Raw genomic sequence first — 23,369 nt, 5'->3', positions numbered from 1 at the left:
CGACCTTGCGCGAGTTGTTCACCCTGCAGGGCCGCTATATAGTGGCAGATTACTCAAAAGCCACTCGTCGTGGCCCACGCCGATCGCAGGACTACCCGCATGAACTCGCCTGAAACCGCCTTCCTGAGCCAGAACGCCCGGGTCGATGACGCAGCCATCGCGCCGCTGCCCAGCTCGCGCAAGATCTACGTCGAAGGCTCGCGACCGGACCTTCGCGTGCCCATGCGCGAGATCGCGCTGGCCGACACCCCGACCAGCTTCGGTGGCGAAAAGAATCCGCCGGTGATCGTCTATGACACCTCCGGTCCCTACACCGATCCGGCCGTGCGCATTGACGTGCGTAAGGGCCTGCCGGCGGTGCGCGAGGGCTGGGTGCTGGAGCGTGGCGATGTCGAGCGCCTGGATGGCCTGAGCTCGGCCTTCGGCCGCCAGCGCGAGCGCGACATTGCCACCGCTGATTTGCGCTTCGGTCTGCAGCGCCAGCCGTTGCGCGCCCGTGCCGGCGCCAACGTCACCCAGATGCACTACGCCAGGCGCGGCATCATCACGCCCGAGATGGAGTACGTGGCCATCCGCGAGAACCTGCGTCGCGAGGCCCAGCTCGAGGCGCTGGCCGGACAGGACCTGATGCGCCACCAGCACCCGGGCATGAGCTTCGGTGCCAGCATTCCCAAGGCCATCACCCCCGAGTTCGTGCGTGACGAGATCGCCCGCGGCCGCGCCATCATCCCGGCCAACATCAATCACACTGAGCTCGAGCCGATGATCATCGGCCGCAACTTCCTGGTGAAGATCAACGCCAACATCGGCAACTCGGCACTGGGCTCCTCGATCGAGGAGGAGGTCGAGAAGATGACCTGGGCCATTCGCTGGGGCGGCGACACGGTCATGGACCTGTCCACCGGCAAGCACATCCACGAGACCCGCGAGTGGATCATCCGCAACTCGCCGGTGCCGATCGGCACGGTGCCCATCTACCAGGCGCTGGAGAAGGTGGGTGGTGTTGCCGAGGACCTGACCTGGGAGCTGTTCCGTGACACCCTGATCGAGCAGGCCGAGCAGGGCGTGGACTATTTCACCATCCACGCCGGCGTGCTGCTGCGCCATGTGCCGCTGACCGCGAAGCGCATGACCGGCATCGTGTCACGCGGCGGCTCGATCATGGCCAAGTGGTGCCTGGCGCATCACAAGGAAAACTTCCTCTACACGCACTTCGAAGACATCTGCGACATCATGAAGGCCTACGATGTGTCGTTCTCGCTGGGCGACGGCCTGCGCCCCGGTTCCATCGCCGATGCCAACGATGCCGCCCAGTTCGGTGAACTGGAAGCCTTGGGCGAGCTGACCAAGATCGCCTGGAAGCACGACGTGCAGACCATGATCGAGGGGCCAGGCCACGTGCCCATGCACCTGATCAAGGAAAACATGGAGAAGCAGCTCGAATGCTGCGACGAGGCGCCGTTCTACACCCTCGGCCCGCTGACCACCGACATCGCGCCGGGCTACGACCACATCACCTCGGGCATCGGTGCCGCCATGATCGGCTGGTACGGCTGCGCCATGCTCTGTTACGTCACGCCCAAGGAGCACCTGGGCCTGCCCGACAAGAAGGACGTCAAGGACGGCATCATCACCTACAAGATCGCCGCCCATGCCGCCGACCTCGCCAAGGGCCATCCGGGCGCGCAGATCCGCGACAACGCGCTGTCCAAGGCGCGCTTCGAGTTCCGCTGGGATGACCAGTTCAACCTGGCGCTGGACCCGGACACCGCACGCAGCTTCCACGACGAGACTCTGCCCAAGGAGGCGCACAAGGTGGCGCACTTCTGTTCCATGTGCGGCCCCAAGTTCTGCTCCATGAAGATTACCCAGGACGTGCGTGATTATGCGGCGGGCTTGGAGGCGGCAGCTGGCGCGGTCCCGGCGTCGGCGATTGCAACGGATGCGCTGGCCGCCGAGGCGGCGGCGGGCATGGCGGAAATGTCGGCGGAGTTCCGCAAGCAGGGCGCCGAGATCTACAAGGTGGTGTGAGCGTGAGCGCCTCCCGGATGCCTGCCGAATTTACCGCCGCCGACGTCGAGATCCTGTGTCGCGACACCCTGTTCCAGGGTTTCTACCGCATGGACAAGCTCTGGCTGCGCCACCGTCGCTTTGATGGCGGACCGGCGCAGGAGATCGCCCGCGAGCTGTTCGTGCGGCCATCGGCCTCCGGCGTCATTCTCTACGATGCGCCGGCTGACCGGGTGTTGCTGATCGAGCAGTTCCGTGCCGGGGCGCTGGCATCCCCGCATCCCTGGCAGATCGAGGTCATCGCTGGTCTCATCGGCCCGGGCGAGACACCGGCCGGTGTCGCCGTGCGCGAGACCGAGGAGGAGGCTGGCGTGGTCATCGCCGAGGCCGATCTCGAGCTGGTCGCCAGCTTCCTGACCAGCGCCGGCGGCTCAGACGAGCGCTTCACGCTGTATGCCGCGCCGGCCGATCTGTCACTGGCCGGCGGGCTGCATGGTCTGCCCGGCGAGGGCGAGGACATCCGTGCCGCGACCTGGGCGCTGGATGACGCGCTGGCGCTGGTGGCGAGCGGACGCATCGACAACGCGGTGTGCATCCTGGCCCTGCAGTGGCTGACGCTGAACCGCGATCGCCTGCGTAGGCAGTGGGCGCAATGAGCGTCGCGCGCACCCGCTACACGGTCGATCTGGCCGGCATGCATGCGCTCTACGAGTTCAACTACGCGCGCCTGCAGAAGCTGCTGCGTGGCGCCGGCCTGGGCGATCGTCTGGGGCCGGTGGCGCCGCTGGAGTTTGCCTGGGGCGAGCCGCGCGTTCTGGCGTTGCCCGGTGACGCCCTGTCCGATGACGATGCGATCCTCGTGCAGCCGGTGCTGCAGCTGCAGCGCGTCGAGCGCACCCGCTACACGGAAACCTGGCGACTGGCGCAGATGACGCCGCTGCTGCCCTGGTGTCCGGAGCTGGACATGGAGGTGCGTCTGTTCCATGACGCACGCATGGCCGACGTGCTGCGTTTCCAGACGGCGCGACGCATTCCGGCCATCGTCCCGGTCACTCACCCGGCCGGCTGGCGCGTCAACGAGAAGCAGCTGGTCAATCATTTTCTCGGCGACTGCCTGCAGCTCTGCCTGCAGCAGGGGCTGCCCCGTGATCCGCTGCTGCATCCCGATTACACCGACTGGGATCGTCGTGACGCCGTCACGCGCGATCCTGCCGAAGACCTCGAAACGGAAGGACTGGAATGAGCGGTTACAACGCCTCGGCGATTGAAGTTCTCGAAGGCCTGGACCCGGTGCGCAAGCGCCCGGGCATGTACACGGACACCACGCGTCCCAACCACCTGGTGCAGGAAATTCTCGACAACTCCGTCGACGAGGCCCTGGGTGGTTTCGCTGACGAGGTGCGGGTGGTGCTGCTTGCCGACGGCAGTGTCGAGGTCAGTGACAACGGCCGCGGCATGCCGGTGGACATCCATCCTGAGCACAAGGTCTCCGGCATCGAGCTCATCCTCACGCGCCTGCATGCCGGCGGCAAGTTCTCGGGCAAGAACTACAAGTATTCCGGCGGTCTGCACGGGGTCGGTGCTTCTGTGGTGAATGCGCTGTCGACCTCGCTGGAGGTCACCGTCAAGCGGGGCGGACAGCTCTGGCAGATGACGTTTGCCAATGGCCACAAGGCGCGCGAGCTGGCGGTGGTGGGCGAGTGCGGCAAGCGCGCTACCGGCACCACGGTGCGCTTCAAGCCTGACCCCACGTACTTTGACTCGCCCCGGGTCTCGATCAGCAAGCTCAAGCACGTGCTGCGCGCCAAGGCCGTGCTGTGCCCGGGCCTGCACCTGCATTTCCATGACGAGGCCAGTGGCGAGAAGGTCGAGTGGCATTACCAGGACGGCCTCAAGGACTATCTGCTGGAGGCCACGCAAGACTGGCCGCGTCTGCCCGAGCAGCCCTTTCTGGGGCAGTTCGAGAGCAAGCACGAGGCCGTGGACTGGGCCGTGCTGTGGCTGCCGGAAGGCGGTGACCTGACCCAGGAAAGCTACGTCAACCTCATCCCTACCGTGCAGGGCGGTACCCATGTCAACGGTCTGCGCTCGGGCCTGCTGGAGGCACTGCGCGAGTTCTGCGAATTCCGCAACCTGCTGCCGCGCGGCATCAAGCTGGCCCCCGAGGATCTCTGGGAGCGCTGCGCCTTCGTGCTGTCACTGAAGATGCAGGACCCGCAGTTCGCCGGCCAGACCAAGGAGCGCCTGTCGTCGCGCGAGTCCGCGGCGTTCGTGTCCGGTGTGGTCAAGGATGCCTTCTCGCTGTACCTGAACCAGCATGTCGACATCGCCGAGCAGCTGGCGCAGCTGGTGATCAGCTCGGCGCAGCGGCGCCTGCGCCAGAGCAAGCAGGTCGCGCGCAAGAAGATCGCCGCCGGTCCGGCCCTGCCGGGCAAGCTCGCTGATTGCTCAGGCAGCGACATCGCCCGCAGCGAGCTGTTCCTGGTCGAGGGCGACTCCGCCGGTGGCTCCGCCAAGCAGGCACGCGACCGCGAGTTCCAGGCGGTGATGCCGCTGCGTGGCAAGATCCTCAACACCTGGGAGGTCGACAGCGACCAGATCCTGGCCTCGCAGGAAGTGCACGACATCGCGGTCGCGCTGGGCGTGGATCCGGGCTCGGAGGATCTCTCCGGTCTGCGCTACGGCAAGGTCTGCATCCTCGCCGACGCCGACTCCGACGGTCTGCACATCGCCACCCTGCTGTGCGCGTTGTTCGTGCGGCACTTCCCGGCGCTGGTGCGTGGCGGCCACGTCTGCGTGGCCATGCCGCCGTTGTTCCGCATCGACATGGGCAAGCAGGTGTTCTATGCCCTCGACGACGCCGAGAAGCAGGGCATCCTCGACCGCCTCGAGGCCGAGCACAAGCGTGGCAAGCCGCAGGTCACGCGCTTCAAGGGCCTCGGCGAAATGAACCCGCTGCAGCTGCGCGAAACGACGATGGCTGTCGATACGCGTCGTCTCATCCAGCTCGTGCTGGACGAGGACGAGCTGACTCGCGAGACCATGGACATGCTGCTGGCGAAGAAGCGCGCTGGCGATCGCAAGACCTGGCTGGAGACCAAGGGCAACCTGGCCGACGTGGCGGTCTGAGCGGATTGTCCGAGAATGTGAGTGGTGCCAGTCAGGCGGCTGGCACCCTGCGCGAGGAGCCGATCAGACCGCGTGCGGTTCGGCGGGCGCCACGTGCACGCTGGCGAGCTGGCGTTGCACGCGCAGCCGCAGCTTGGTGACCTTCTTGCGGTTGCTGTAGCGGTTGTAGCGCTGCGACAGGCTTCGCACTGACGGCCGCAAACGTCCGCCGACGCCATCGATGATGACCAGGTGCTGATTGACCTCGTCCCAGACCACGTTGTGAGCGGCGAGATCGCGAATGATCAGCGGGGTCTCGTCCAGCCACTGGCACAACGCCTCGAAGGCCTCGGCCTCAGCGGAGCCGAACTGCCCCTTGCCGATGACATCCGACAGCGTGTCGGCCAGCCCGCCGCCACGCTTGAGCACTGCTTGTGTGACCAGGCCAAGACCCAGGTCGGTGTCGACCAGGCCGGTGATGTTCTGCAGATGATGCAGCTGGCCGACGCCTTGCGCGCGTGCGGCGATGTGCTCGGTAAGTTCGCGCAGATAGGACCAGTAATGTGCCATGCGCTGGAAGCGCATCATCAGCGGCCATTGCTTGTTCATGTGCTGGATGTAGCGGCTGTTGATCAGCTTGATCAGCTGGCCAGGCTGCTCCGGATGCCAGAACACCAGCTTTTCGCCGCCAGACTTGATGGGGGTGACCCCGCTCAGGATGATCGTCATGGTGGTGGGCCTGCGTACTGCCTGATAAATGTGAACAGATTGTAATGTTCGTGGCAGTCTGCTGCAAATTTGACCGATGTCGCTTTGGTGTTGCCTCATGGCTGGCTGATGCAATGATGCGTTCCCGGTCCTTGTCAGTCAGCACTCGCCCTGCGCGACGGCTTGCTCTACGCTATGGCCCAGCCTTTTCATGCGTTTTCCACAGGCGCCTTTCATGACCGATACGCCCATGTCACCCCAGGACGGCACCGAGCTCGTACCGCTGCGCAGCTACACCGAGCAGGCCTACCTGAACTACTCGATGTATGTGATCAAGGACCGTGCCCTGCCGCACATCGGCGACGGCCTCAAGCCGGTGCAGCGCCGCATTGTCTACGCCATGAGCGAGTTGGCGTTGCGCAGCACGGCAAAGCACAAGAAGTCGGCGCGCACCGTCGGTGACGTACTCGGCAAATACCATCCACATGGCGACTCGGCGTGTTACGAAGCCATGGTGCTGATGGCGCAGCCGTTCAGCTACCGCTACCCGCTGGTGGACGGCCAGGGCAACTGGGGCTCGCCGGACGATCCCAAGTCCTTCGCCGCCATGCGCTACACCGAGGCGCGTCTGTCACCCTATGCCGATACCCTGCTGGCCGAACTGGAGCAGGGCACGGTCGACTGGCAGCCCAATTTCGACGGCACGATGGAAGAGCCCTGCGTGCTGCCGGCGCGTCTGCCCAACCTGCTGCTCAACGGCACCACCGGCATCGCCGTGGGCATGGCCACCGACATCCCGGCGCACAATCTGCGCGAGATCGCGAAAGCCACGATTGCCCTGCTGCAGGACCCTGGCCTGTCACTGGACGCGCTCTGCGAGTTCGTGCCCGGGCCCGACCTCGCCACCGCCGCCGAGATCATCACGCCGCGACACGAGCTGGTGCAGATGTACGCCACCGGCAAGGGCGGCTTCCGCATGCGTGCGGTCTATGAGGTCGAGGATGGCGACATCGTCGTCACCGCGCTGCCGCACCAGGTCTCGGGCGCCAAGGTGCTGACCCAGATCGCCGACCAGATGCAGGCCAAGAAGCTGCCCTGGGTCGCCGACCTGCGCGACGAGTCCGACCACGAGAACCCGACTCGCCTGGTCATCGTGCCGCGCTCGAACCGGGTCGATGTCGAGCAGCTGATGGGTCATCTGTTCGCGACCACGGACCTCGAGTCCAGCTACCGCGTCAACATGAACGTGCTCGGGCTGGATGGCCGTCCGCGTGTCATGGGGCTGCGCGAGATGCTCGGTGAATGGCTGGAGTTCCGCACCCTGACCGTGCGCCGTCGTCTGCAGCACCGCCTCGACAAGGTCAATGCGCGCCTGCACATCCTTGACGGTCTGCTGATCGCCTTCCTCAACATCGACGAGGTCATTCGCATCATCCGCTACGAGGAGGAGCCCAAGGCCGAGCTGATGCTGCGTTTCGGGCTGTCCGACCTGCAGGCCGAGGCCATTCTCGAGCTCAAGCTGCGCCATCTCGCCAAGCTCGAGGAAATGCGCATCCGCGGCGAGCAAGACGAGCTGGCCAAGGAGCGCGATCAGCTGGAAAAGACGCTTGGCTCCAACCCGCTGCTGAAGAAGCTGCTGGTGCGCGAGATCGAGGCCGATGCTGCCAAATATGGCGATGAGCGTCGCTCGCCGCTGGTGGAGCGACGCGAGGCCGCTGCGCTCAGCGAGTCCGACCTGACCCCGGCCGAGCCGGTCACCGTGGTGCTCTCCGAGAAGGGCTGGGTGCGTGCCGCCAAGGGCCACGACATCGATGCCGCCGGCCTCAGCTACAAGGCGGGGGATGCCTACTTGGCCAAGGCCGAGGGTCGCAGCAACCAGCTTGCGCATTTCCTCGACAGCAGCGGCCGCAGCTACTCCCTGTCGGCCAGCACGCTGCCATCGGCACGCGGGCAGGGCGAGCCGCTGACCGGCAAGCTGAGCCCGCCGCCCGGCAGCCAGTTCCTCGCCGTGGTCATGGGGGATACCGCGCAGGCGCTGCTGCTCACCACCACGGCCGGCTATGGCTTCATTGCCAGCCTCGGAGATCTCGAGGCCGGCAATCGCAACGGCAAGGCCGTGCTCACCGTGCCCGAGGGCGCGCAGGTACTGCCGCCGTTGAAACTGACGGATGTCGCCACGCTGAGTCTCGCTGTGCTGAGCTCGGCAGGGCGTTTGCTGGTATTCGCCGCCGCCGATCTGCCGCGCCTGAGCAAGGGCAAGGGCAACAAGCTGATGAATCTGGATGCCGGTGAGGGCGAGCGCATCGTGCGTGTGCTGGCGCTGGCGGCGGGTGACAAGCTCACCGTGCATGCTGGTGCCCGCCACATGACGCTGACCGACAAGGATCTTGAGTTCTATCGTGGCGAACGTGCCCGCCGCGGCCAGAAGTTGCCGCGCGGTTTCCAGAAGGTGGATGATCTCAGCGTCGGCTGACGCTGCGGCCTGCGAGATGGATCGCCCCAACCCATTGCAAGGAGTCGCTGTGCGCGAAATTCTCCTGGTCTCCATCGCGGGACCCGACCGGCCCGGCATCAGCGCCGTGCTGACGGCGGCGCTGGCCGCCCACGACGTCAACATTCTCGACGTCAGCCAGGCGGTCATCCATGACCAGCTCACCCTCGGACTGGTGATCGAGACCGGTGGTGAAGACGATTCCGCGCGCCTGATGCGCGCCGTGTTGTTCGAGGCCCATGCCCTGGGCCTGCATGCCCGTTTCACGCCGATCAGCGGTGACAGCTACCATCACTGGGTGTCCGGGCAGGGCAAGTCGCGGCACATCGTGACCCTGCTGGCGCGCAAGATCACCGCCGAGCACCTGGCCGAGCTGACCCGCCTGATTGCTGATCAGGGGCTCAACATCGACGGCCTGCAGCGCCTGTCCGGGCGTGTTGCGCTCGAGGGCGAGACGGCGAGTCCGGCGCAGGCCAAGGCCTGCGTCGAGTTCTCCGTGCGCGGCGAGCCGCGCGACCGCGATGCCATGCGTGCCGAGTTTCTGCGTCTGGCTGGCGAGCTGGGTGTCGATATCGCCTTCCAGAAGGACAACGCCTTCCGTCGCAACCGTCGTCTGGTCTGTTTCGACATGGACTCCACGCTGATCGAGCACGAGGTCATCGACGAGCTGGCCAAGGCAGCGGGTGTCGGCGAACAGGTCGCCGAGATCACCGAGCGCGCCATGCAGGGCGAGCTCGACTTCATCCAGAGCTTCGAGGCGCGTGTCGCATTGCTCAAGGGGCTGGATGCGTCGGTGCTGGAAGGCATCGCGCAGTCGCTCAAGCTCACTGAGGGTGCCGAGCACCTCATGCGCACGTTGAAGGCGCTGGGCTACAAGACCGCCATCCTGTCCGGGGGGTTCACCTATTTCGGCGAGCATCTGCAGAAGAAGCTGGGGATCGATTACGTGCATGCCAATGCGCTGGAGATCGAGGACGGCAAGGTCACCGGCCGCGTCGTCGGCCGGGTCGTGGATGGCAAACGCAAGGCCGAGCTGTTGCGCGAGATCGCTGCCAGCGAGGGGGTCAATCTGGAGCAGGTGATTGCTGTCGGTGATGGTGCCAACGACTTGCCGATGCTGTCGATCGCCGGCCTCGGCATTGCCTTCCGTGCCAAGCCGCTGGTGCGTGCCAGCGCAAGGCAGGCGATCAGCACGCTGGGGCTGGACGGCATTCTCTACCTGCTGGGTGTGCGAGACCGTGACATCGAGCTGGGCTGAGCACGCCATGCCGTGAATCCCTCATCGCCACCATGCTGTCCGTCGGGCAGCTTGTCAGTGCATGTAAAAAAACTTTTCGACTCATGGTTTTTTGTTGCGTTTCGTTAAGTCTCGTTAAGTTTCGCCACGGGTGCTCTTCTATTGTCGGGTGAGTGCGGGTCCATGCGGGTCCGATCAGGCTGACAAGAATCAAAGGAAGTGACACATGGCAACCATCAAGACAAGCGGTCTGTTCAACAGCTATTTCAACGGCGGCTGGAATTACGATTCGGGCCGTGACCTCAATGACTTCATCTTCGGCAACTGCGGTTTTGGTGCCATCAGTGTTGCCAAGCAGGCATTTTCCGTCATTGATGACGTCCTGGGCAGTGTCGGCAATCTCGAGAACATCCTGGCATCGCTGGAGATATCCGAGAACGGGCTGTCGGCTGTCGGCTTCGACAATTACTATCAGCTGAGCGTCGTGGGTCGCAACCTGGGTGCCTTCCAGGAAGGTGGTCGCGGTGCTGCCACCCTCACCCAGCTCACCGCCAGCCTTTTCGGCGCCTCCCTGACCCTCACCGGCAGCCTGACTGTCAATGCCCAGGGGCTGGCTACCGGCACCATCCGTTCGGCGGTTTTCGACAATGGCGATGATGGCAAAGTGGAGTTGACCGGCAGCATCGGCATCCGCAATGACGTGGTCACCTCGGCCACATTCACCAAGGCGGTGCTTTCCGACAATGATGAATCCGCCACCGTGACCGGCCGTTTCAGCATCGGCGAAGACGGCCCGACCGGCGCCATCTCCACGTTCAGTTTTTCCGTCGACGGCGTCAGCCAGCTCAATGTGAGCGGTCTGCGTGGTCTGCTGATCGAAGATGTTCTGGATGATGGTCGCTTCAATTTCGAGCAGATCCTGTCCGGCAATGACACCATTTCGGTGGTCTACGGCGATCTCGTCAAGGAAACCGTCTCGATCAAGCGCGGTGGTCTGTGGTTCCTCGGCGAAGGCAGCATGGATGCCGTCATCGAGGGATATGCCGGGAATGACCGCTTGATTGGCGGCGATCGCGACGACCTCCTGATCGGTGGCATCGGTGCGGATCGCATGAGCGGTGGCAAGGGTGACGACATCTACGAGGTCGACAATGTCCGCGATTCCGTCATCGAGTCACGGGGTCAGGACAGCGGCTTCGACACCGTGCTGGTGCAGGCAAGCGAAACCTTCACCAAGTACCAGATGACCGCCAATGTCGAAGTGGCGATGGTTGATGTTAACTTGCATGAACACATTGGCCTGCCAATCGACATCCCGTTCGGTACGCTTGGTCTGGAATTCCCGTCCAGCATCAACGTCACCATCACTGGCAACAGCGGCAACAACATCATTGTCGGCGGCTTCGGCAGCGACACCCTGAACGGCGGTGCCGGTGACGACCTGCTGATCGGCGACTCTCCGGAAATTTACTTCCCGTTCCAGGCTTTCGGCGGCAATGACACGCTCATCGGTGGTGCCGGCAACGACGTGCTCATCGGTCTCGGCGGCATCAACACACTCACCGGCGGTCTTGGCGCAGACTTGTTCGTCTCCCAGGCAGGACGTGTCGGCGTGCCTGGTGTCGGCACCGACACCATCACCGACTTCAAGGTCGGCGTTGACAAGCTGGTCATCAACACCGAGACACTGCGTTTCAGCAACGAGTTCGACGTGTCCTACGACAACCTGTCGATTGTTGGCCAGGTGCCGCTCAGCACCATGGCGCTCCCGTTCGGCGAGACGCTGTTCGGTCAGCAGCTCAGCGCCCTGGACTTCAAGGTCGTGCAGAACTTCGATGCCGATGCCGCGTTCAGCAACTCGGCCATATACTTCGATTCGGCAGATGGCGAAGTCTACTTCGTCGAGGCCTATACCTATGACGCCGACCCAACTGAAGGTGTCGATCTGGTCGAGGATGCCAATGTCTACCTGGTGGCGACGCTTAACGGCGTGACCAATCTGCGTGTCTCGGACATTGTCCTGATCGAGAACAGCCTGGTTGGGGGCTTTGAAAGCTGATGCCTATGCGGCAATGATGGCAATCGGGGCTGCGCCATGCGCGGCCCCTTTTGTTTCCGTTGTGGCATAGTGCGTGTTTTCCCGGCGCCTGCCGGGATTCATCGGCTGTCTGCAGCCAGCAACCCCGTTCGTCGAGTGCATCATGAAACCTGCTGCGCCCCAGAATGAAATCCGTCAGGCCCTGGCCGGGCACAAGCGCGTGTTCTACGCGGTTGGCCTGTTCTCCGCCGTCATCAACCTGCTCTATCTCGCGCCCAGCCTGTACATGCTCCAGGTCTATGACCGGGTGCTCGCCAGTCGCAGCGAAACCACGCTGCTGGTGCTGTCATTGCTGGTGGTAGGCGTTTATCTGCTGATGGGCCTGATCGACATGGTGCGCAGCCAGGTGCTCGTGCGTGTCGGCAACCAGCTCGATCTCGCGCTGGCGCCCCGGGTGTTCAATGCGGCCTTCGAGCGCAACCTGAGATTTCGTGCCGGCGCGGCTGGCGCCGCGATGTCGGACATGACTCATGTGCGGCAGTTCATCACCGGCACCGGCGTGTTCGCGTTCTTCGACGCACCCTGGGTGCCCATCTACATCGCGGTGGTCTGGGTGCTGCATCCGGCGCTGGGCATGCTGACCCTGCTTGGCGTGGTTCTGCTCGCCTTGCTTGCCTGGGTCAATGAAGTGATTACCCGGCAGCCGCTGGAGCGAGCCAACAAGGCGGCCCAGCGGGGCGTGGCCTTCGCCACCAGCAGCCTGCGCAACGCCGAGGTCATCGAGGCGATGGGCATGCTCCCGGCGCTGCGTCAGCGCTGGCAGGCCGTTCAGGCTCACCTGTTGGCCGACCAGTCGCACGCATCCGACCGGGCTGGCCTGGTGGGTGCGCTGTCAAAGACCCTGCGTCTCATCCTGCAGTCTGCGGCGCTTGGCGTCGGCGCCCTGCTGGTGCTGGAAAACGAGCTCAGCCCGGGTGCCATGATTGCCGGCAGCATTCTGCTCGGACGTGCTACCACGCCCATGGACCAGCTGATCGGCGCCTGGAAGCCGTTTGTCGCGGCGCGTCAGGCTTACGGTCGCCTCGCTGAGCTGCTGCAGCAGTTCCCGGTTCGCGAGCAGCAGATGAGTCTGCCGCGTCCGGCCGGCAACCTGTCGGTCGAGGGGGTCATGGCTGCGCCCCCTGGTGCCAATGTCCCCGTGCTGCGCAACGTGTCGCTGAGCCTGCCTGCAGGACAGGTGCTTGTGGTTGTCGGCCCGTCAGCCAGCGGCAAGTCGACGCTGGCCCGGCTGTTGGTGGGTGTCTGGGGGGCAGCACAGGGCAAGGTCCGTCTGGATGGCGCTGATCTGTTTGCCTGGTCCAAGGAAGAGCTGGGCCCGCATATCGGCTATCTGCCCCAGGACGTCGAGCTGTTTGCCGGCACGATTGCCGAGAACATTGCCCGCTTCGGTGACATCGACAGCGAGCGCGTCATCGAGGCTGCCCGCAAGGCCGGGCTGCACGACATGATCCTCCGCTTTCCCAAGGGCTATGACTCGCCGATCGGCGAGGGCGGCTCCGTGCTCTCCGGCGGACAACGCCAGCGCATCGGTCTGGCACGCGCCCTGTACGGGAGTCCGGCCCTGGTGGTGCTGGACGAACCCAATGCCAGCCTGGATGACATCGGCGAGCGTGCGCTCGTGCACGCCATCCAGCAGCTCAAGCGAGAGGGGGTCTCGGTGGTGTTGATCACGCATCGCACCAACATCATCGCGGTGGCGGACCAGATGCTGGTGCTCAAGGACGGCCAGGTTGCCCTGTCCGGGCCGACTCAGCAGGTGCTGGATGCCCTGTCCGGACAGTCCCGTCCCAAGCTCCCGGAGGAGGCATCGATATGAGTCAGGTTCGTGACATGACGTCAGCGACTCCAGTCATTCCGGTCGATGCCGGTCGCGCCATACGCCGCGGTCTGTTGTTGCTGGTGCTGGGGTTTGGCTCGTTCGTGCTCTGGGCAATGCTGGCACCCCTGGATGAAGGCGTGCCTCTGTCCGGGCAGATCGTGGTCGATGGCAAGCGCAAGCCGGTACAGCACCTCAGTGGCGGCATCGTGTCAGGCGTGCATGTCCGTGACGGCGATCTGGTGCGGGCTGGTGATGTGCTGCTGACGCTGGACATCGTCGTGCAGTCCGGCCAACGCGCCATGGTGTCCTCGCAGCGGGAGGGGTTGCAGGCAGCCATCCAGGGTCTGCAGGCGCGTATTCCGCAGCGTCAGGCTCAGGTCCTGTCCCTGCAGCAGGAGCTCGCGGGCCTGGCGCCGCTGGTCAGCGAGGATCTGTTTCCGCGCAACCGTTACCAGGACATGCAGCGCCAGCTTGCTGACCTGCGTGCCCAGCTCAGCGGAAGCCAGGCCGAGTTGGCACAGGCGCGCGCACAGCTTGCCGAGGCGGACAAGCGGTTGTCGGTGCTGGGGACCGAGATCCAGCGCGCCGAGATTCGCGCCCCGGCGACGGGGGTGGTGCTGGCCAGCAAGGTATCCAGCGCGGGTGCAGTGGTTTCACCTGGCGATGTGTTGATGGAGATCGTGCCACGTGACGATACCCTGGTGATCAAGGCGCGCGTACCGCCTCATCTGATCGAGCAGGTGCGACCGGGTCTTCCTGCCCAGCTGCGTTTCTCGGCGCTGGATCCCCGCCGTACGCCGGTGATTGACGGGCGCGTTGACCAGGTCAGTGCCGATACCATCACCGACAGCGAAGGCAATGTGTTCTACGAGGCGCGTTTCTCCGCCAGTCCCGACGAGGTCGCCCGTCTCGGCAAGGTTCAGCTGCAGCCTGGCATGCCTGTCGAGGCCATCGCTGTCACGGGTCGACGGACCTTCCTGAACTATCTGGTCAAGCCCATGCAGGATCACTTTGCCATGGCTCTCAAGGAGCGCTGAGCATGCGCAACCACCGCCTCCCCGCGGAAGCAGGGACATTCCCGGCTCCCTGTCTGCTGGCTGCGCTGCTGATGGCCGTCGCGATGCCGGCAACGGCCTCCGACGAGCTTGATTCGCTGGTTGCCGGATCAGTCCCGTCTGTTGCTGCCGAGGCAGCGCGAAAGGATGCCATCTCCCTGTCACTGCTGTCGGCCTGGGACGCCGCACTGCGCCATGACGCGGTCTATCAGCGGGCCCTGGCCGAACGCGACGTCTCGCACGAGGAGCTGGCGCTCGGGCGTTCCCAGCTCCTGCCTCAGGTCAACCTGACCGGCAGCCTTGGCCAGGCGCGCACGACCAGTGAGCGTCTGGGGCCCACCGGCCCTGTGGGACAGCAGCAGAAGTACGACACCGAATCCTGGGCATTGCAGCTTCGACAGCCGCTGTTCCGTCCGCGGGCCTGGGTTGCCTACGCCCAAGGCAAGGTGCTGGATGCGCAAGGCGAGCAGCAGCTGCGCGCGGCTCGCCAGGATCTTGCGCTGCGTCTGCTGGATGCCACGGCAGGTCTGCTGGAGGCCGAGGCTGGTCTGCGTGCCGCTGAACTGGTTCGTGCCACCCAGGGGCAGCTTGTGGTGCTGGCGACCCGGCAGCGCCAGGCCGGGGAGGGTACCCGGGTGCAGGAGTCGCGAACCATCGCGGCTCACGATCAGGCGCGACGTGACGTGTTGTCGCGGCGAGCCGAGCGTGAACAGGCGCGTCAGCTCTGGCGACAATTGGTGGGAACGTTGCCCGCACCCGTGCAGGCCGGAAAGGGCCTGGTGGAGATACTGACCCTGCCGGGCGAGGGGGATCTCCGTGCGTTGCTGGCGCTTGCGGAGCGGCACAACCCGGCGTTCGCGTCTGCGCGCGCCGAGGTCGAGCTGGCACGTCTGGAAGCACGACGTGCCCGCGGGGAACGCCTGCCCACGGTTGACCTGGTGTCCAGCCGCAGCTTCAACGACTCTGAAAGCGACAACATCATCGGGTCATCCTTCGATACCACGCGTGTCGCGGTCCAGGCCTCGCTGCCGCTGTTCACCGGCGGAGCCCTGTCAGCGACCATACGCCAGAAGGACGCCAGCCTGCGGGTCGCCGAAGCCAGACTGACAGAGTTGCGCGAGCGTGCACATGCCCTCATGGCGACCGACGTTCTGCGCCACGAGGAGGCTCGTACGGCCTTGGCAGCGGCTGCATCGGCATTGCAGGCGGCCAGGGATCAGTTCCGGCAAGCCGAGCTTGGTCGTATCGCGGGTACGGCAACGCTGGCTGAGTTTGTCGAGGCGGAGGTGACCCGGGTAAATGCGGAACGTGACGAGGCGCAGGCACTTGCCGCGTTGCTTCGCGCCTGGGCGCGGGTTCATGAAACTACCGGTCTGCTTCAGGAGTCGCTGTTCGAGCTGCTGGATGATCACCTGATCTGGGTCAACGCGCTGCGCTGAGTGCAGGCGGCAGCGTCTGCTGATATATGCGAAAAAGGCGCCTGGTGGCGCCTTTTTCGCGTGAGCGAGTTCTGTCCATGGCAATCGAGTCTGGCGCTGTGATGCAACGCCAGACTCGCACCGCGTCAGACACCGAACAGGCTGAACAGGCCTCCCAGCAGACCACCGATCAGCGGGATCTGCTCAAGCTGGCTGCTCACGCTGCCGTCGTTGCTGCTGGTGCTGCCACCCAGACCGCCGAGCAGATCGCCAATCAGCGGGATGTCGCTGCCGGTCGGCAGTTCACCCGTGCCATCGCAGTCGCCCAGCAGCTGCAGGCCGCAGGTCAGTGCTTCCAGCGGCGTCAGCAGGCTGGGCAGCACGCCACCACCACCGGCAATCGGATCCAGCAGCACGTCACCCAGGGTGCCGGTCAGCGTGTCGATGCCGGACAGCAGCTGGGGCTCGAGTGCGCCACTGACCTGACCGGTCGGATCGAGGCCGGTGAGCGTGCCCACGAGGTTGCTGAGCAGGTTGTTCAGCGTGGCTTCAAGCTCGCCCGAGGTGCTCGGTTGTTCGATCTTGTCCAGCACCTTGCCCAGATCCAGGAGGGTGGTACCGAGCAGGCCCAGGGTATCGCCAACCAGTGGCGCACCTTCCAGTTGCGGCGGCAGGCCGCTTTGCAGCGTCAGAGCCAGCATTTGCACGCCTTGTCCGAGCTGATCAACGATCTGGCCATTGGGCAGGCCGCCATTCTGCAGTTGCAGAAGCGGGCCCAGCAGCATGTCGATGGGCGTGCCGGTCGGGCCTGTGCCACCCGGCGTCGGCTTGAACAGAATCGCAATCGGCGTGTTGGCAAACGGGTTGTTGCCGCTCTCGTTGCCCTGGTTGACCAGGTCGATCAGGCTTTGCAGCGGATTGTCACCGGAGCTGGCAAAGGCATCGCAGTCCTCGGCCACGCTGGGATCGGCCAGCGCCATGAGTGCACGAGGCAGGTTCACGGTCAGCGATTGCAGGCTCAGCGTCAGACTCTCGCCAGCACCAAGCAGATTGCTCCCCAGCGCGGCCGGATCCTGAACGCCGCCGGTGGTCAGCGAGGACACGATCCCGGTGAGCAGCGCATCCGGACCGTCGAGCAGGTCATTGACGGTGGGGTCCAGGCAGGTGATCAGTCCCGACAGCGGATTGCTGCTGCCGCCGGCACCCGCCAGCGAGGCTAGCAGCTGGCTCAGACCGGCCTGGGCCGGATCCAGCAGCTGGGCGCTGGTGCCGTCGCCGCCAGCGCCGCTGCCGCCGCCCGATCCGGATCCGGAACCGCTACCCGAGCCGTTCCCAGAGCCGTTCCCAGAGCCGTTCCCAGAGCCGTTCCCAGAGCCAGAATCCACTTCGCTTGAGCTTCCATTGCTGTTGGTCTGTGGCAGGGTGTCGTCATCGGTGGAGCAGGCAGCAAGGCTGGCTGCGAGCAGCGTGCAGGCAAAAAGTCGTGTCAGTTTGGGCAGGGTCATGACCGTATCCTTGTCGTTATGTCGCGAGGGACGAAAAGGCAACACAGAAATCGCTGTGTTGTTACGGCGTACTGTAGGCAGCGTGTTTGGGTAACACAGTGTCGCTATGGTGGCTTTTTGTCAGGGTTTACAGCGGGTTCGTGGCATTTGGTGACGAATTGTGAGTATCTGTAAGCGCCAATGGCCCGGTGTTCCCAGTGGGCTGGGTGCGGGCAACAAAAAACCCGCCGAAGCGGGTTTCTTGTTGCAGGCAGTCGCTTGGTTCAGCCGAGCAGGCCACCCAGCGGGTTGCTGCCACCGAGCAGGCCGCCGAGCAGGCTGCCAACGCCATCCAGCACCGGCTGAAGGGCTTCGCCCACGGGTTCGAGAACGCCGGTGTTGACCTGGTCAACCAGTTCGGTGAGCACACCAAGAGGCGATTCAGTACCAGTCAGGTTGTCGAGCTGGCTGGTCAGCGGGGCAAGCACGCCGGAGGTCGGATCCACCAGCTCGCCGAGCAGATCATTGACCACGGCAAGTTCGGTGTCACCCAGCAGATCGGCAAGCACATTGTCCTGAACCACGGTAATCAGGCCAGCCGAACCGCCCGGATTGGTACCGGTATTGAGGTTGCCGCTCAAGCCGGCGAGCAGGCCAGTCAGCGGATCGCTGCCGCCAGTGTTGCCGGTCAGGGCACCCAGCAGGGAGGTGATGGGGTTGTCGCCGGAGCCCAGCAGGCCCAGCAGCTGTCCACCGGTCGGGTCGTCCAGGCCGCCGAAGTCGCCCAATCCGCCGAGCAGGTCGAGAATGGCAGCCGGATCCTGATCGGCCAGCAGTGCAACCAGAACCGAGTTCAGACCGTCAACCACGGGCTGGAGCGCAGCGTTTTCACCCACCAGCTGGCTGAGCAGGGCATCAACCGCTTCGAGACCGCCGCCTTGGTCAAGCAGGGCGTCGAGCTGGCGAATGATGTCTTCCAGCGGGCTGTCCAGCAGCAGCTGGGCCACGACCACGTTGGCCGGGTCAAGCGGGGTGTTGGCAAGCGCGTCGCAGAGGGTTTCCTGAACCGAGCTGATGGTGCCGCTGAGTTCGAGGTCGCTGCAGAGCTCGCGAGCCTGTTCAACAGTTGGCAGACCGGGGCCGCCCGGGCCGCCAGTATTGGTATTGGTGTCGCTGTCGCCATCTGCGCTGCAGGCGGCGAGAGCCACGGCGAGCATGCCTGCTGCCGACAGTTTTGCAATCTTCGTGATCAACATGGTGTGGCCTCGGTATTTGAGCAATTTCTAACTCAGTGATTATACAAACCTGCTTCGCAAGTGAATGTAATTTGTATATCGAAAATGTAGCGTTATGTAGCCGGCCGGCTGGCAAGACCCATGCGCTCACCCATGCGCGTCTCCACGCCGGCGGCATAGCGCGAGTCCCACTGAATGACATCCGGTCCGAACAGCACGATGGCGGTGGAACCGAGCCGGAAGCGGCCCAGTTCGTCACCGCTCCTGAGCACGATCTTGCCTTGCTCGTGTCGGGTGCTGCGAACCTGCTTGCCGATGGCTTCGATGCCGCCCCAGACGGTTTCGATGCTGGCCACGATCATGGCGCCAACCAGGATGACGGCCATGGGGCCGAGTGCGGTATCGAAGTGCGCAATCAGGCGCTCATTGCGGGCGAACAGGCGCGGCACGTTTTCGGCCGTGCGGGTGTTGACCGAGAACAGGTCGCCGGGGACGTATACCGAGCGCGTCAGCGTTCCAGTGAGCGGCATGTGCACGCGATGGTAGTCACGTGGAGACAGATAGACCGTGGCGAACTGGCCGCCTTCGAATGCGCTGGCATCCTCGTCGCTGGCGAGCAGGTCACTCAGCGTGTAGTCATGGCCCTTGGCCTGGAACACGCGATCACCGCTGATCGAACCGAGTTGCGAGATGGCGCCATCGGCGGGGCAGAGAATGCTGTCCGGTCGAGGATCCAGCGGGCGCGCGCCCGGCTTTAGCGCGCGGGTGAAGAAGGCATTGAAGTTTTCGTAGGCGCTGAGCTGTGGTTGCAGCGCTTCGCTCATGTCGACCTGGTAGCGGGCGGCAAAGTGCTCGATGAAGGCATCCTTGATCCAGGGCGTGCGACTCTCGGCGAAGTGGCCGACCAGACGGGACAGGCCGTGCTGCGGCAGCAGGTATTGCGGCAGGGTCAACAAGCGGTCAGTCAGCGAAGGCATGAGGGGTCAGTATCCATAGGCGAGATGTGCGCGATGGTACTGCAGGGGACGAGGGGGCACCAAGTCTCGCCGGACCGGTTGCTGCTCAGTCCGGCCAGGCGACCGAGATGATGTGCTGGTCAGTGAGCAGGGTGTGACGTCGGAAAAGCTGCCTCGGCTCCTGCAGCAGCACGGGGTTCTGGGTGGTGTCTATGCTTTTGAGGTCAGCCCGCAGGCCTGCTCCCCGGGCCTTGAGCACGGCCTCCTTGCGGGTCCAGATGGCCAGCCAGGTTTCATCCTGCATGTGCAAGGGAGACTGCTGCCAGTCACGCAGTTCACCCGGGTGGAAATAGCGTCTGGCGAGGGCCGCGAAAGCAGCGTTGCGATCGCGCCGCTCGATGTCGACACCCAGCGGCTTCGGATTGTCATGCCAGGCCAGGATCAGGCAGTCACGCGTGTGGGAGATGTTGAACTGCAGCGGGTGGTGGCGCAGGTAGGGCTTGCCCTGGGGAGTGCGTTCCAGATCCTGCGGCGTGAGTGTCTGTCCGAGAATGCTGCCCAGCCAGTCGCGCATCAGGCCTTGGGTATCGATCACAGGAGGTGCGGATGCGGTGTCTGCGCTGCAGGTCGGCAGCTCGGTCAGCCAGAGCTGTATGCCGGTTTTCGGTACCCGGTAATGAAAGCGGCCACGCTGAATGGCTTCAGGCGTGGCCTCGGACACCGTGACTGCTCCCGGACTCAGAACAGGACGCGGGTACGAATGGTACCGTTGACCTGTTGCAGCTTGGACAGCGCCAGCTCGGAGTATTCGGCATCGACATCCATGACCAGGTAGCCGATGGCATCGTTGGTCATCAGCGACTGGGCGCTGATGTTGATGCCGTTCTCGGCGAACACCAGGTTGATGGCCGACAGCACGCCCGGCACGTTGTTGTGGATGTGCAGCAGGCGGTGCTTGCCCGGCACCTGCGGCAGGGCCACTTCCGGGAAGTTGACGGCGGTGATGGTGGCGCCGCTGTCGGAGTAGCGCGCGAACTTCTCGGCCACTTCGAGGCCGATGTTGGCCTGGGCTTCGAGGGTCGAGCCACCGATGTGCGGGGTCAGGATGACGTTCTCGAGGCCACGCAGCTCGGACTCGAAGATCTCGTCATTGGCCTTGGGCTCCTTGGGGAAGACGTCGATGGCGGCACCGTTCAGGTGCTTGGACGTGATGGCGTCGGCCAAGGCCGGGATGTCAACGGTGGTGCCGCGGGCGGCATTGATGAAGATCGCGCCTTTCTTCATCTTGGCGAACTCGGCAGCGCCCATCATGTTCCGGGTGGATGGCAGCTCGGGCACATGCAGCGAGACTACGTCGGCAGTGGCAAGCAGCTCGTCCATGGAGGTGACCTGGCGAGCGTTGCCAAGCGGCAGCTTGGTGACCACGTCGAAGTAGATCACGCGCATGCCCAGCGCTTCGGCCAGCACCGAGAGCTGGGAGCCGATGGATCCGTAGCCGACGATGCCGAGGGTCTTGCCACGGGTCTCGAAGGAGCCTTCGGCCGACTTCGACCAGCCGCCGCGATGCACCAGGAAGTTCTTTTCCGGAATGCCGCGCAGCAGCAGGATGAGCTGGCCCAGCACCAGTTCGGCGACCGAACGCGTGTTGGAGTAGGGCGCGTTGAAGACCGGGATGCCACGGGTCATGGCGGCCTTCAGGTTGACCTGGTTGGTGCCGATGCAGAAGCAGCCGACCGCGATCAGCTTGTTGGCTGCCGCGAACACCTTCTCGGTGAGCTGCGTGCGCGAGCGGATGCCGATGAAGTGCACGTCCTTGATCTTCTCGATCAGCGCGTCCTCGTCCAGCGCACCACGCAGGTATTCGATGTTGGTGTAGCCATTGGCGCTGAGCACGTCGAGGGCGTTCTTGTGCACGCCTTCCAGCAGCAGGAAGCGGATCTTGGCTTTGTCGAGGGAGAACTGGCTCATGGCGAGGACTCAAGTCGGGTAAAAAGAAGTCGCGAATTCTATCACAGCGCGGGCAATACGCGAGGCCGGTCGCGACTTGCCGGTCAGGCTGCCCTGACGTGACCACTGCAGTGGCGGTTGACGACTGGTAGAATGCGCGGATTGATCGCCTTGAACTGCACCCGGAGCCACGATGAGTCTCGCCCCTGCCACCTTGTCCCGCCTCGCCGAGATCGTCGGCGAGTCGCGTGTCCGTACCGATGCCGACAGCCTGAAGACCTGGGGCTGCGACTGGACCAAGATGTATACGCCGGCACCCTCGGCCATCGTGTTTCCGTCCAGTGTCGAGCAGGTGCGTGATGTCGTGCTGCTGGCCAACGAAGCCGGCTTCGCCATCGTGCCCTCGGGCGGCCGCACCGGGCTGTCGGCGGGCGCCGTCGCGGCGAACGGCGAAGTCGTCATCAGCTTCGACTACCTGAACAAGGTGCTGGAGTTCATTCCCGAGGATCGCGCGGTGCGCATCCAGGCTGGCGTCGTCACCGAGCAGCTGCAGAACTTCGCTGAAGAGCAGGGCCTGTACTACCCGGTGGACTTCGCCTCGGCCGGCTCCTCGCAGCTGGGCGGCAACATCGGCACCAACGCCGGCGGCATCAAGGTCATCAAGTACGGCATGACGCGCAACTGGGTGCTCGGCCTCAAGGTCGTCACCGGCAAGGGCGACATCCTCGAGCTCAACAAGGACATGATCAAGAACGCCACCGGCTACGACCTGCGCCACCTGTTCATCGGTGCCGAGGGCACGCTGGGCCTGGTGGTCGAGGCGACCATGAAGCTCGAGCGCGCGCCGCGCAACCTGCAGGTCATGGTGCTGGGCACGCCGGACTTCCCCAGCGTGATGCACGTGCTCAAGGCGTTCCAGGCCAAGCTCGACCTGACGGCGTTCGAGTTCTTCTCCGAGCTGTCGACGCAGCTTGTCACCAGTCATCAAGGCATCCCTCGGCCGTTCGAGACGGCCACGCCGTTCTACGCGCTGCTGGAATTCGAAGCGCTGTCGCCGGACATGGCCGATGAGGCCATGGCGATCTTCGAGCACTGCGTTGCCGAGGGCTGGGTGGTGGATGGCGTGCTTGGCCAGTCCGAGACCCAGGCCAGGAACCTGTGGCGCCTGCGCGAGGACATCTCCGAGACCATTGCGCGCTTCACCCCGTACAAGAACGACATCTCGGTGATGATCGCCCGCGTGCCCGAGTTCATCGCTGACATCGACGCCATCGTCGCCGCGCAGTACCCGGATTTCCGCGTGGTCTGGTTCGGCCACATCGGTGACGGCAATCTGCACCTGAACATCCTGAAGCCGGACGACATGGCCAAGGAAGACTTCTTCGCCAGGTGCAAGGGCGTCAACGTGCAGGTGTTCGAGACGGTGCAGCGCTACAACGGTTCGATCTCCGCCGAGCATGGCGTCGGCATGACCAAGAAGCCCTATCTGACCTACACGCGCTCCGAGGTCGAGGTGGCCTACCTGAAAGCGATCAAGCAGGTGTTCGATCCGAACAATGTGATGAATCCGGGGAAGATTTTCGATCTGTGAGGGCCAGTGGCGTCCTGCGGGGCCATGTGCCCGGGGACGCCGTGAATACATCCCTGTAGGCTCGCTGGCGCCATCCATGGCGCCAGACGCCCCGTGCACATGGCCCCGCAGGACGCCACTGCTGCCTGCTGTTTTCGAGCGCTGCACGACCCGATCTCGTGAGTGTTCAGCAAGCCTGTGGGTCTTGGTCACTACCACAGTCATTCAAGCGC

17 protein-coding genes are annotated in these 23,369 nt (G+C 64.4%); 11 read left to right on the top strand and 6 right to left on the bottom strand.

The features are described 5' to 3' along the window. Positions 1 to 99 precede the first annotated feature (99 nt). Genes thiC through parE form a run of 4 tightly spaced genes read left to right on the top strand, consistent with a single transcriptional unit; the run spans position 100 to position 5,139 of the window. Entirely contained in the window at positions 100 to 2,031 is a 1,932-nt protein-coding gene (thiC, locus tag F595_RS0100795; RefSeq protein WP_022954963.1) for a phosphomethylpyrimidine synthase ThiC, read from the top strand. 2 nt (positions 2,032 to 2,033) lie between these two features. Further along, positions 2,034 to 2,666, top strand: a complete 633-nt coding sequence (locus F595_RS0100790; RefSeq protein WP_407635936.1) for an NUDIX domain-containing protein — start codon at positions 2,034 to 2,036, stop codon at positions 2,664 to 2,666. Further along, a complete protein-coding gene (locus tag F595_RS0100785; protein WP_022954961.1) occupies positions 2,663 to 3,253 on the top strand; it encodes a DUF1249 domain-containing protein in 591 nt (196 codons plus the stop codon). Before F595_RS0100790 ends, F595_RS0100785 begins: the two co-directional genes overlap by 4 nt. Next, positions 3,250 to 5,139, top strand: a complete 1,890-nt coding sequence (gene parE / locus F595_RS0100780; protein WP_022954960.1) for a DNA topoisomerase IV subunit B — start codon at positions 3,250 to 3,252, stop codon at positions 5,137 to 5,139. The genes F595_RS0100785 and parE overlap by 4 nt, the downstream gene beginning before the upstream one ends. Positions 5,140 to 5,202: 63 nt before the next feature. Here the strand turns inward: parE and F595_RS0100775 are convergent, their stop codons facing one another. Beyond that, positions 5,203 to 5,847: a YrbL family protein gene (locus F595_RS0100775; protein ID WP_022954959.1), complete on the bottom strand. Its 645-nt coding sequence runs from the start codon at positions 5,845 to 5,847 to the stop codon at positions 5,203 to 5,205. 214 nt (positions 5,848 to 6,061) lie between these two features. On the opposite strand from F595_RS0100775, the gene parC reads away from it, so the two are divergent. The 6 genes from parC (at position 6,062) to F595_RS0100745 (ending at position 15,965) form a co-directional block, all read left to right on the top strand. Beyond that, the gene (parC, locus tag F595_RS0100770; protein ID WP_026913076.1) at positions 6,062 to 8,299 is read left to right on the top strand and encodes a DNA topoisomerase IV subunit A; all 2,238 of its coding nucleotides are present in this window, start codon (positions 6,062 to 6,064) and stop codon (positions 8,297 to 8,299) included. A 49-nt stretch (positions 8,300 to 8,348) separates the two neighbouring features. Continuing rightward, positions 8,349 to 9,575, top strand: a complete 1,227-nt coding sequence (gene serB, locus F595_RS0100765; protein ID WP_022954957.1) for a phosphoserine phosphatase SerB — start codon at positions 8,349 to 8,351, stop codon at positions 9,573 to 9,575. A gap of 205 nt (positions 9,576 to 9,780) precedes the next feature. Then, a complete protein-coding gene (locus F595_RS14055; protein ID WP_022954956.1) occupies positions 9,781 to 11,613 on the top strand; it encodes a calcium-binding protein in 1,833 nt (610 codons plus the stop codon). Positions 11,614 to 11,755: 142 nt separating this feature from the next. Continuing rightward, a complete protein-coding gene (locus F595_RS0100755; protein WP_022954955.1) occupies positions 11,756 to 13,468 on the top strand; it encodes a type I secretion system permease/ATPase in 1,713 nt (570 codons plus the stop codon). Continuing rightward, positions 13,465 to 14,508, top strand: a complete 1,044-nt coding sequence (locus F595_RS0100750) for an HlyD family efflux transporter periplasmic adaptor subunit (protein WP_022954954.1) — start codon at positions 13,465 to 13,467, stop codon at positions 14,506 to 14,508. The genes F595_RS0100755 and F595_RS0100750 overlap by 4 nt, the downstream gene beginning before the upstream one ends. Positions 14,509 to 14,510: 2 nt before the next feature. Further along, entirely contained in the window at positions 14,511 to 15,965 is a 1,455-nt protein-coding gene (locus F595_RS0100745; protein ID WP_022954953.1) for a TolC family protein, read from the top strand. A 125-nt stretch (positions 15,966 to 16,090) separates the two neighbouring features. On the opposite strand, the gene F595_RS0100740 is transcribed toward F595_RS0100745, so the two are convergent. From F595_RS0100740 to serA, 5 genes are all read right to left on the bottom strand, one after another. Then, positions 16,091 to 17,449, bottom strand: coding sequence for a TRM11 family methyltransferase (locus tag F595_RS0100740; RefSeq protein WP_022954952.1), 1,359 nt, complete (start codon positions 17,447 to 17,449; stop codon positions 16,091 to 16,093). Between the two features lie 263 nt (positions 17,450 to 17,712). Next, on the bottom strand, positions 17,713 to 18,684 hold the full coding sequence (locus tag F595_RS0100735) for a hypothetical protein (RefSeq protein ID WP_022954951.1): 972 nt from the start codon (positions 18,682 to 18,684) through the stop codon (positions 17,713 to 17,715). A 92-nt stretch (positions 18,685 to 18,776) separates the two neighbouring features. After that, entirely contained in the window at positions 18,777 to 19,631 is an 855-nt protein-coding gene (gene asd, locus F595_RS0100730; protein ID WP_156873780.1) for an archaetidylserine decarboxylase, read from the bottom strand. A 94-nt stretch (positions 19,632 to 19,725) separates the two neighbouring features. Next, complete coding sequence (locus tag F595_RS14050) at positions 19,726 to 20,340, bottom strand: 4'-phosphopantetheinyl transferase family protein (RefSeq protein ID WP_022954949.1); 615 nt, start codon at positions 20,338 to 20,340, stop codon at positions 19,726 to 19,728. A gap of 17 nt (positions 20,341 to 20,357) precedes the next feature. Further along, the gene (serA, locus tag F595_RS0100720) at positions 20,358 to 21,587 is read right to left on the bottom strand and encodes a phosphoglycerate dehydrogenase (RefSeq protein ID WP_022954948.1); all 1,230 of its coding nucleotides are present in this window, start codon (positions 21,585 to 21,587) and stop codon (positions 20,358 to 20,360) included. A 172-nt stretch (positions 21,588 to 21,759) separates the two neighbouring features. Here serA and F595_RS0100715 point away from each other — a divergent pair, with 172 nt between their 5' ends. Further along, positions 21,760 to 23,157 (top strand): FAD-binding oxidoreductase, encoded by a 1,398-nt coding sequence (locus F595_RS0100715; protein WP_022954947.1) that lies wholly within the window; start codon positions 21,760 to 21,762, stop codon positions 23,155 to 23,157. Positions 23,158 to 23,369 lie beyond the last annotated feature (212 nt).

It is taken from the genome of Perlucidibaca piscinae DSM 21586, assembly GCF_000420045.1.
Classification (GTDB): Bacteria; Pseudomonadota; Gammaproteobacteria; order Pseudomonadales; family Moraxellaceae; genus Perlucidibaca; species Perlucidibaca piscinae.
The sequence above is the reverse complement of the archived record's forward strand: the minus strand, read 5'-3'. Positions and strand labels throughout refer to the sequence as shown.

Coding starts and splice junctions, on each gene's coding strand:
- thiC (WP_022954963.1), top strand. CDS start 100: ATGAACTCGCCTGAAACCGCCTTCCTGAGCCAGAACGCCCGGGTCGAT.
- F595_RS0100785 (WP_022954961.1), top strand. CDS start 2,663: ATGAGCGTCGCGCGCACCCGCTACACGGTCGATCTGGCCGGCATGCAT.
- parE (WP_022954960.1), top strand. CDS start 3,250: ATGAGCGGTTACAACGCCTCGGCGATTGAAGTTCTCGAAGGCCTGGAC.
- F595_RS0100775 (WP_022954959.1), bottom strand. CDS start 5,847: ATGACGATCATCCTGAGCGGGGTCACCCCCATCAAGTCTGGCGGCGAA.
- parC (WP_026913076.1), top strand. CDS start 6,062: ATGACCGATACGCCCATGTCACCCCAGGACGGCACCGAGCTCGTACCG.
- F595_RS14055 (WP_022954956.1), top strand. CDS start 9,781: ATGGCAACCATCAAGACAAGCGGTCTGTTCAACAGCTATTTCAACGGC.
- F595_RS0100755 (WP_022954955.1), top strand. CDS start 11,756: ATGAAACCTGCTGCGCCCCAGAATGAAATCCGTCAGGCCCTGGCCGGG.
- F595_RS0100750 (WP_022954954.1), top strand. CDS start 13,465: ATGAGTCAGGTTCGTGACATGACGTCAGCGACTCCAGTCATTCCGGTC.
- F595_RS0100745 (WP_022954953.1), top strand. CDS start 14,511: ATGCGCAACCACCGCCTCCCCGCGGAAGCAGGGACATTCCCGGCTCCC.
- F595_RS0100740 (WP_022954952.1), bottom strand. CDS start 17,449: ATGACCCTGCCCAAACTGACACGACTTTTTGCCTGCACGCTGCTCGCA.
- F595_RS0100735 (WP_022954951.1), bottom strand. CDS start 18,684: ATGTTGATCACGAAGATTGCAAAACTGTCGGCAGCAGGCATGCTCGCC.
- serA (WP_022954948.1), bottom strand. CDS start 21,587: ATGAGCCAGTTCTCCCTCGACAAAGCCAAGATCCGCTTCCTGCTGCTG.
- F595_RS0100715 (WP_022954947.1), top strand. CDS start 21,760: ATGAGTCTCGCCCCTGCCACCTTGTCCCGCCTCGCCGAGATCGTCGGC.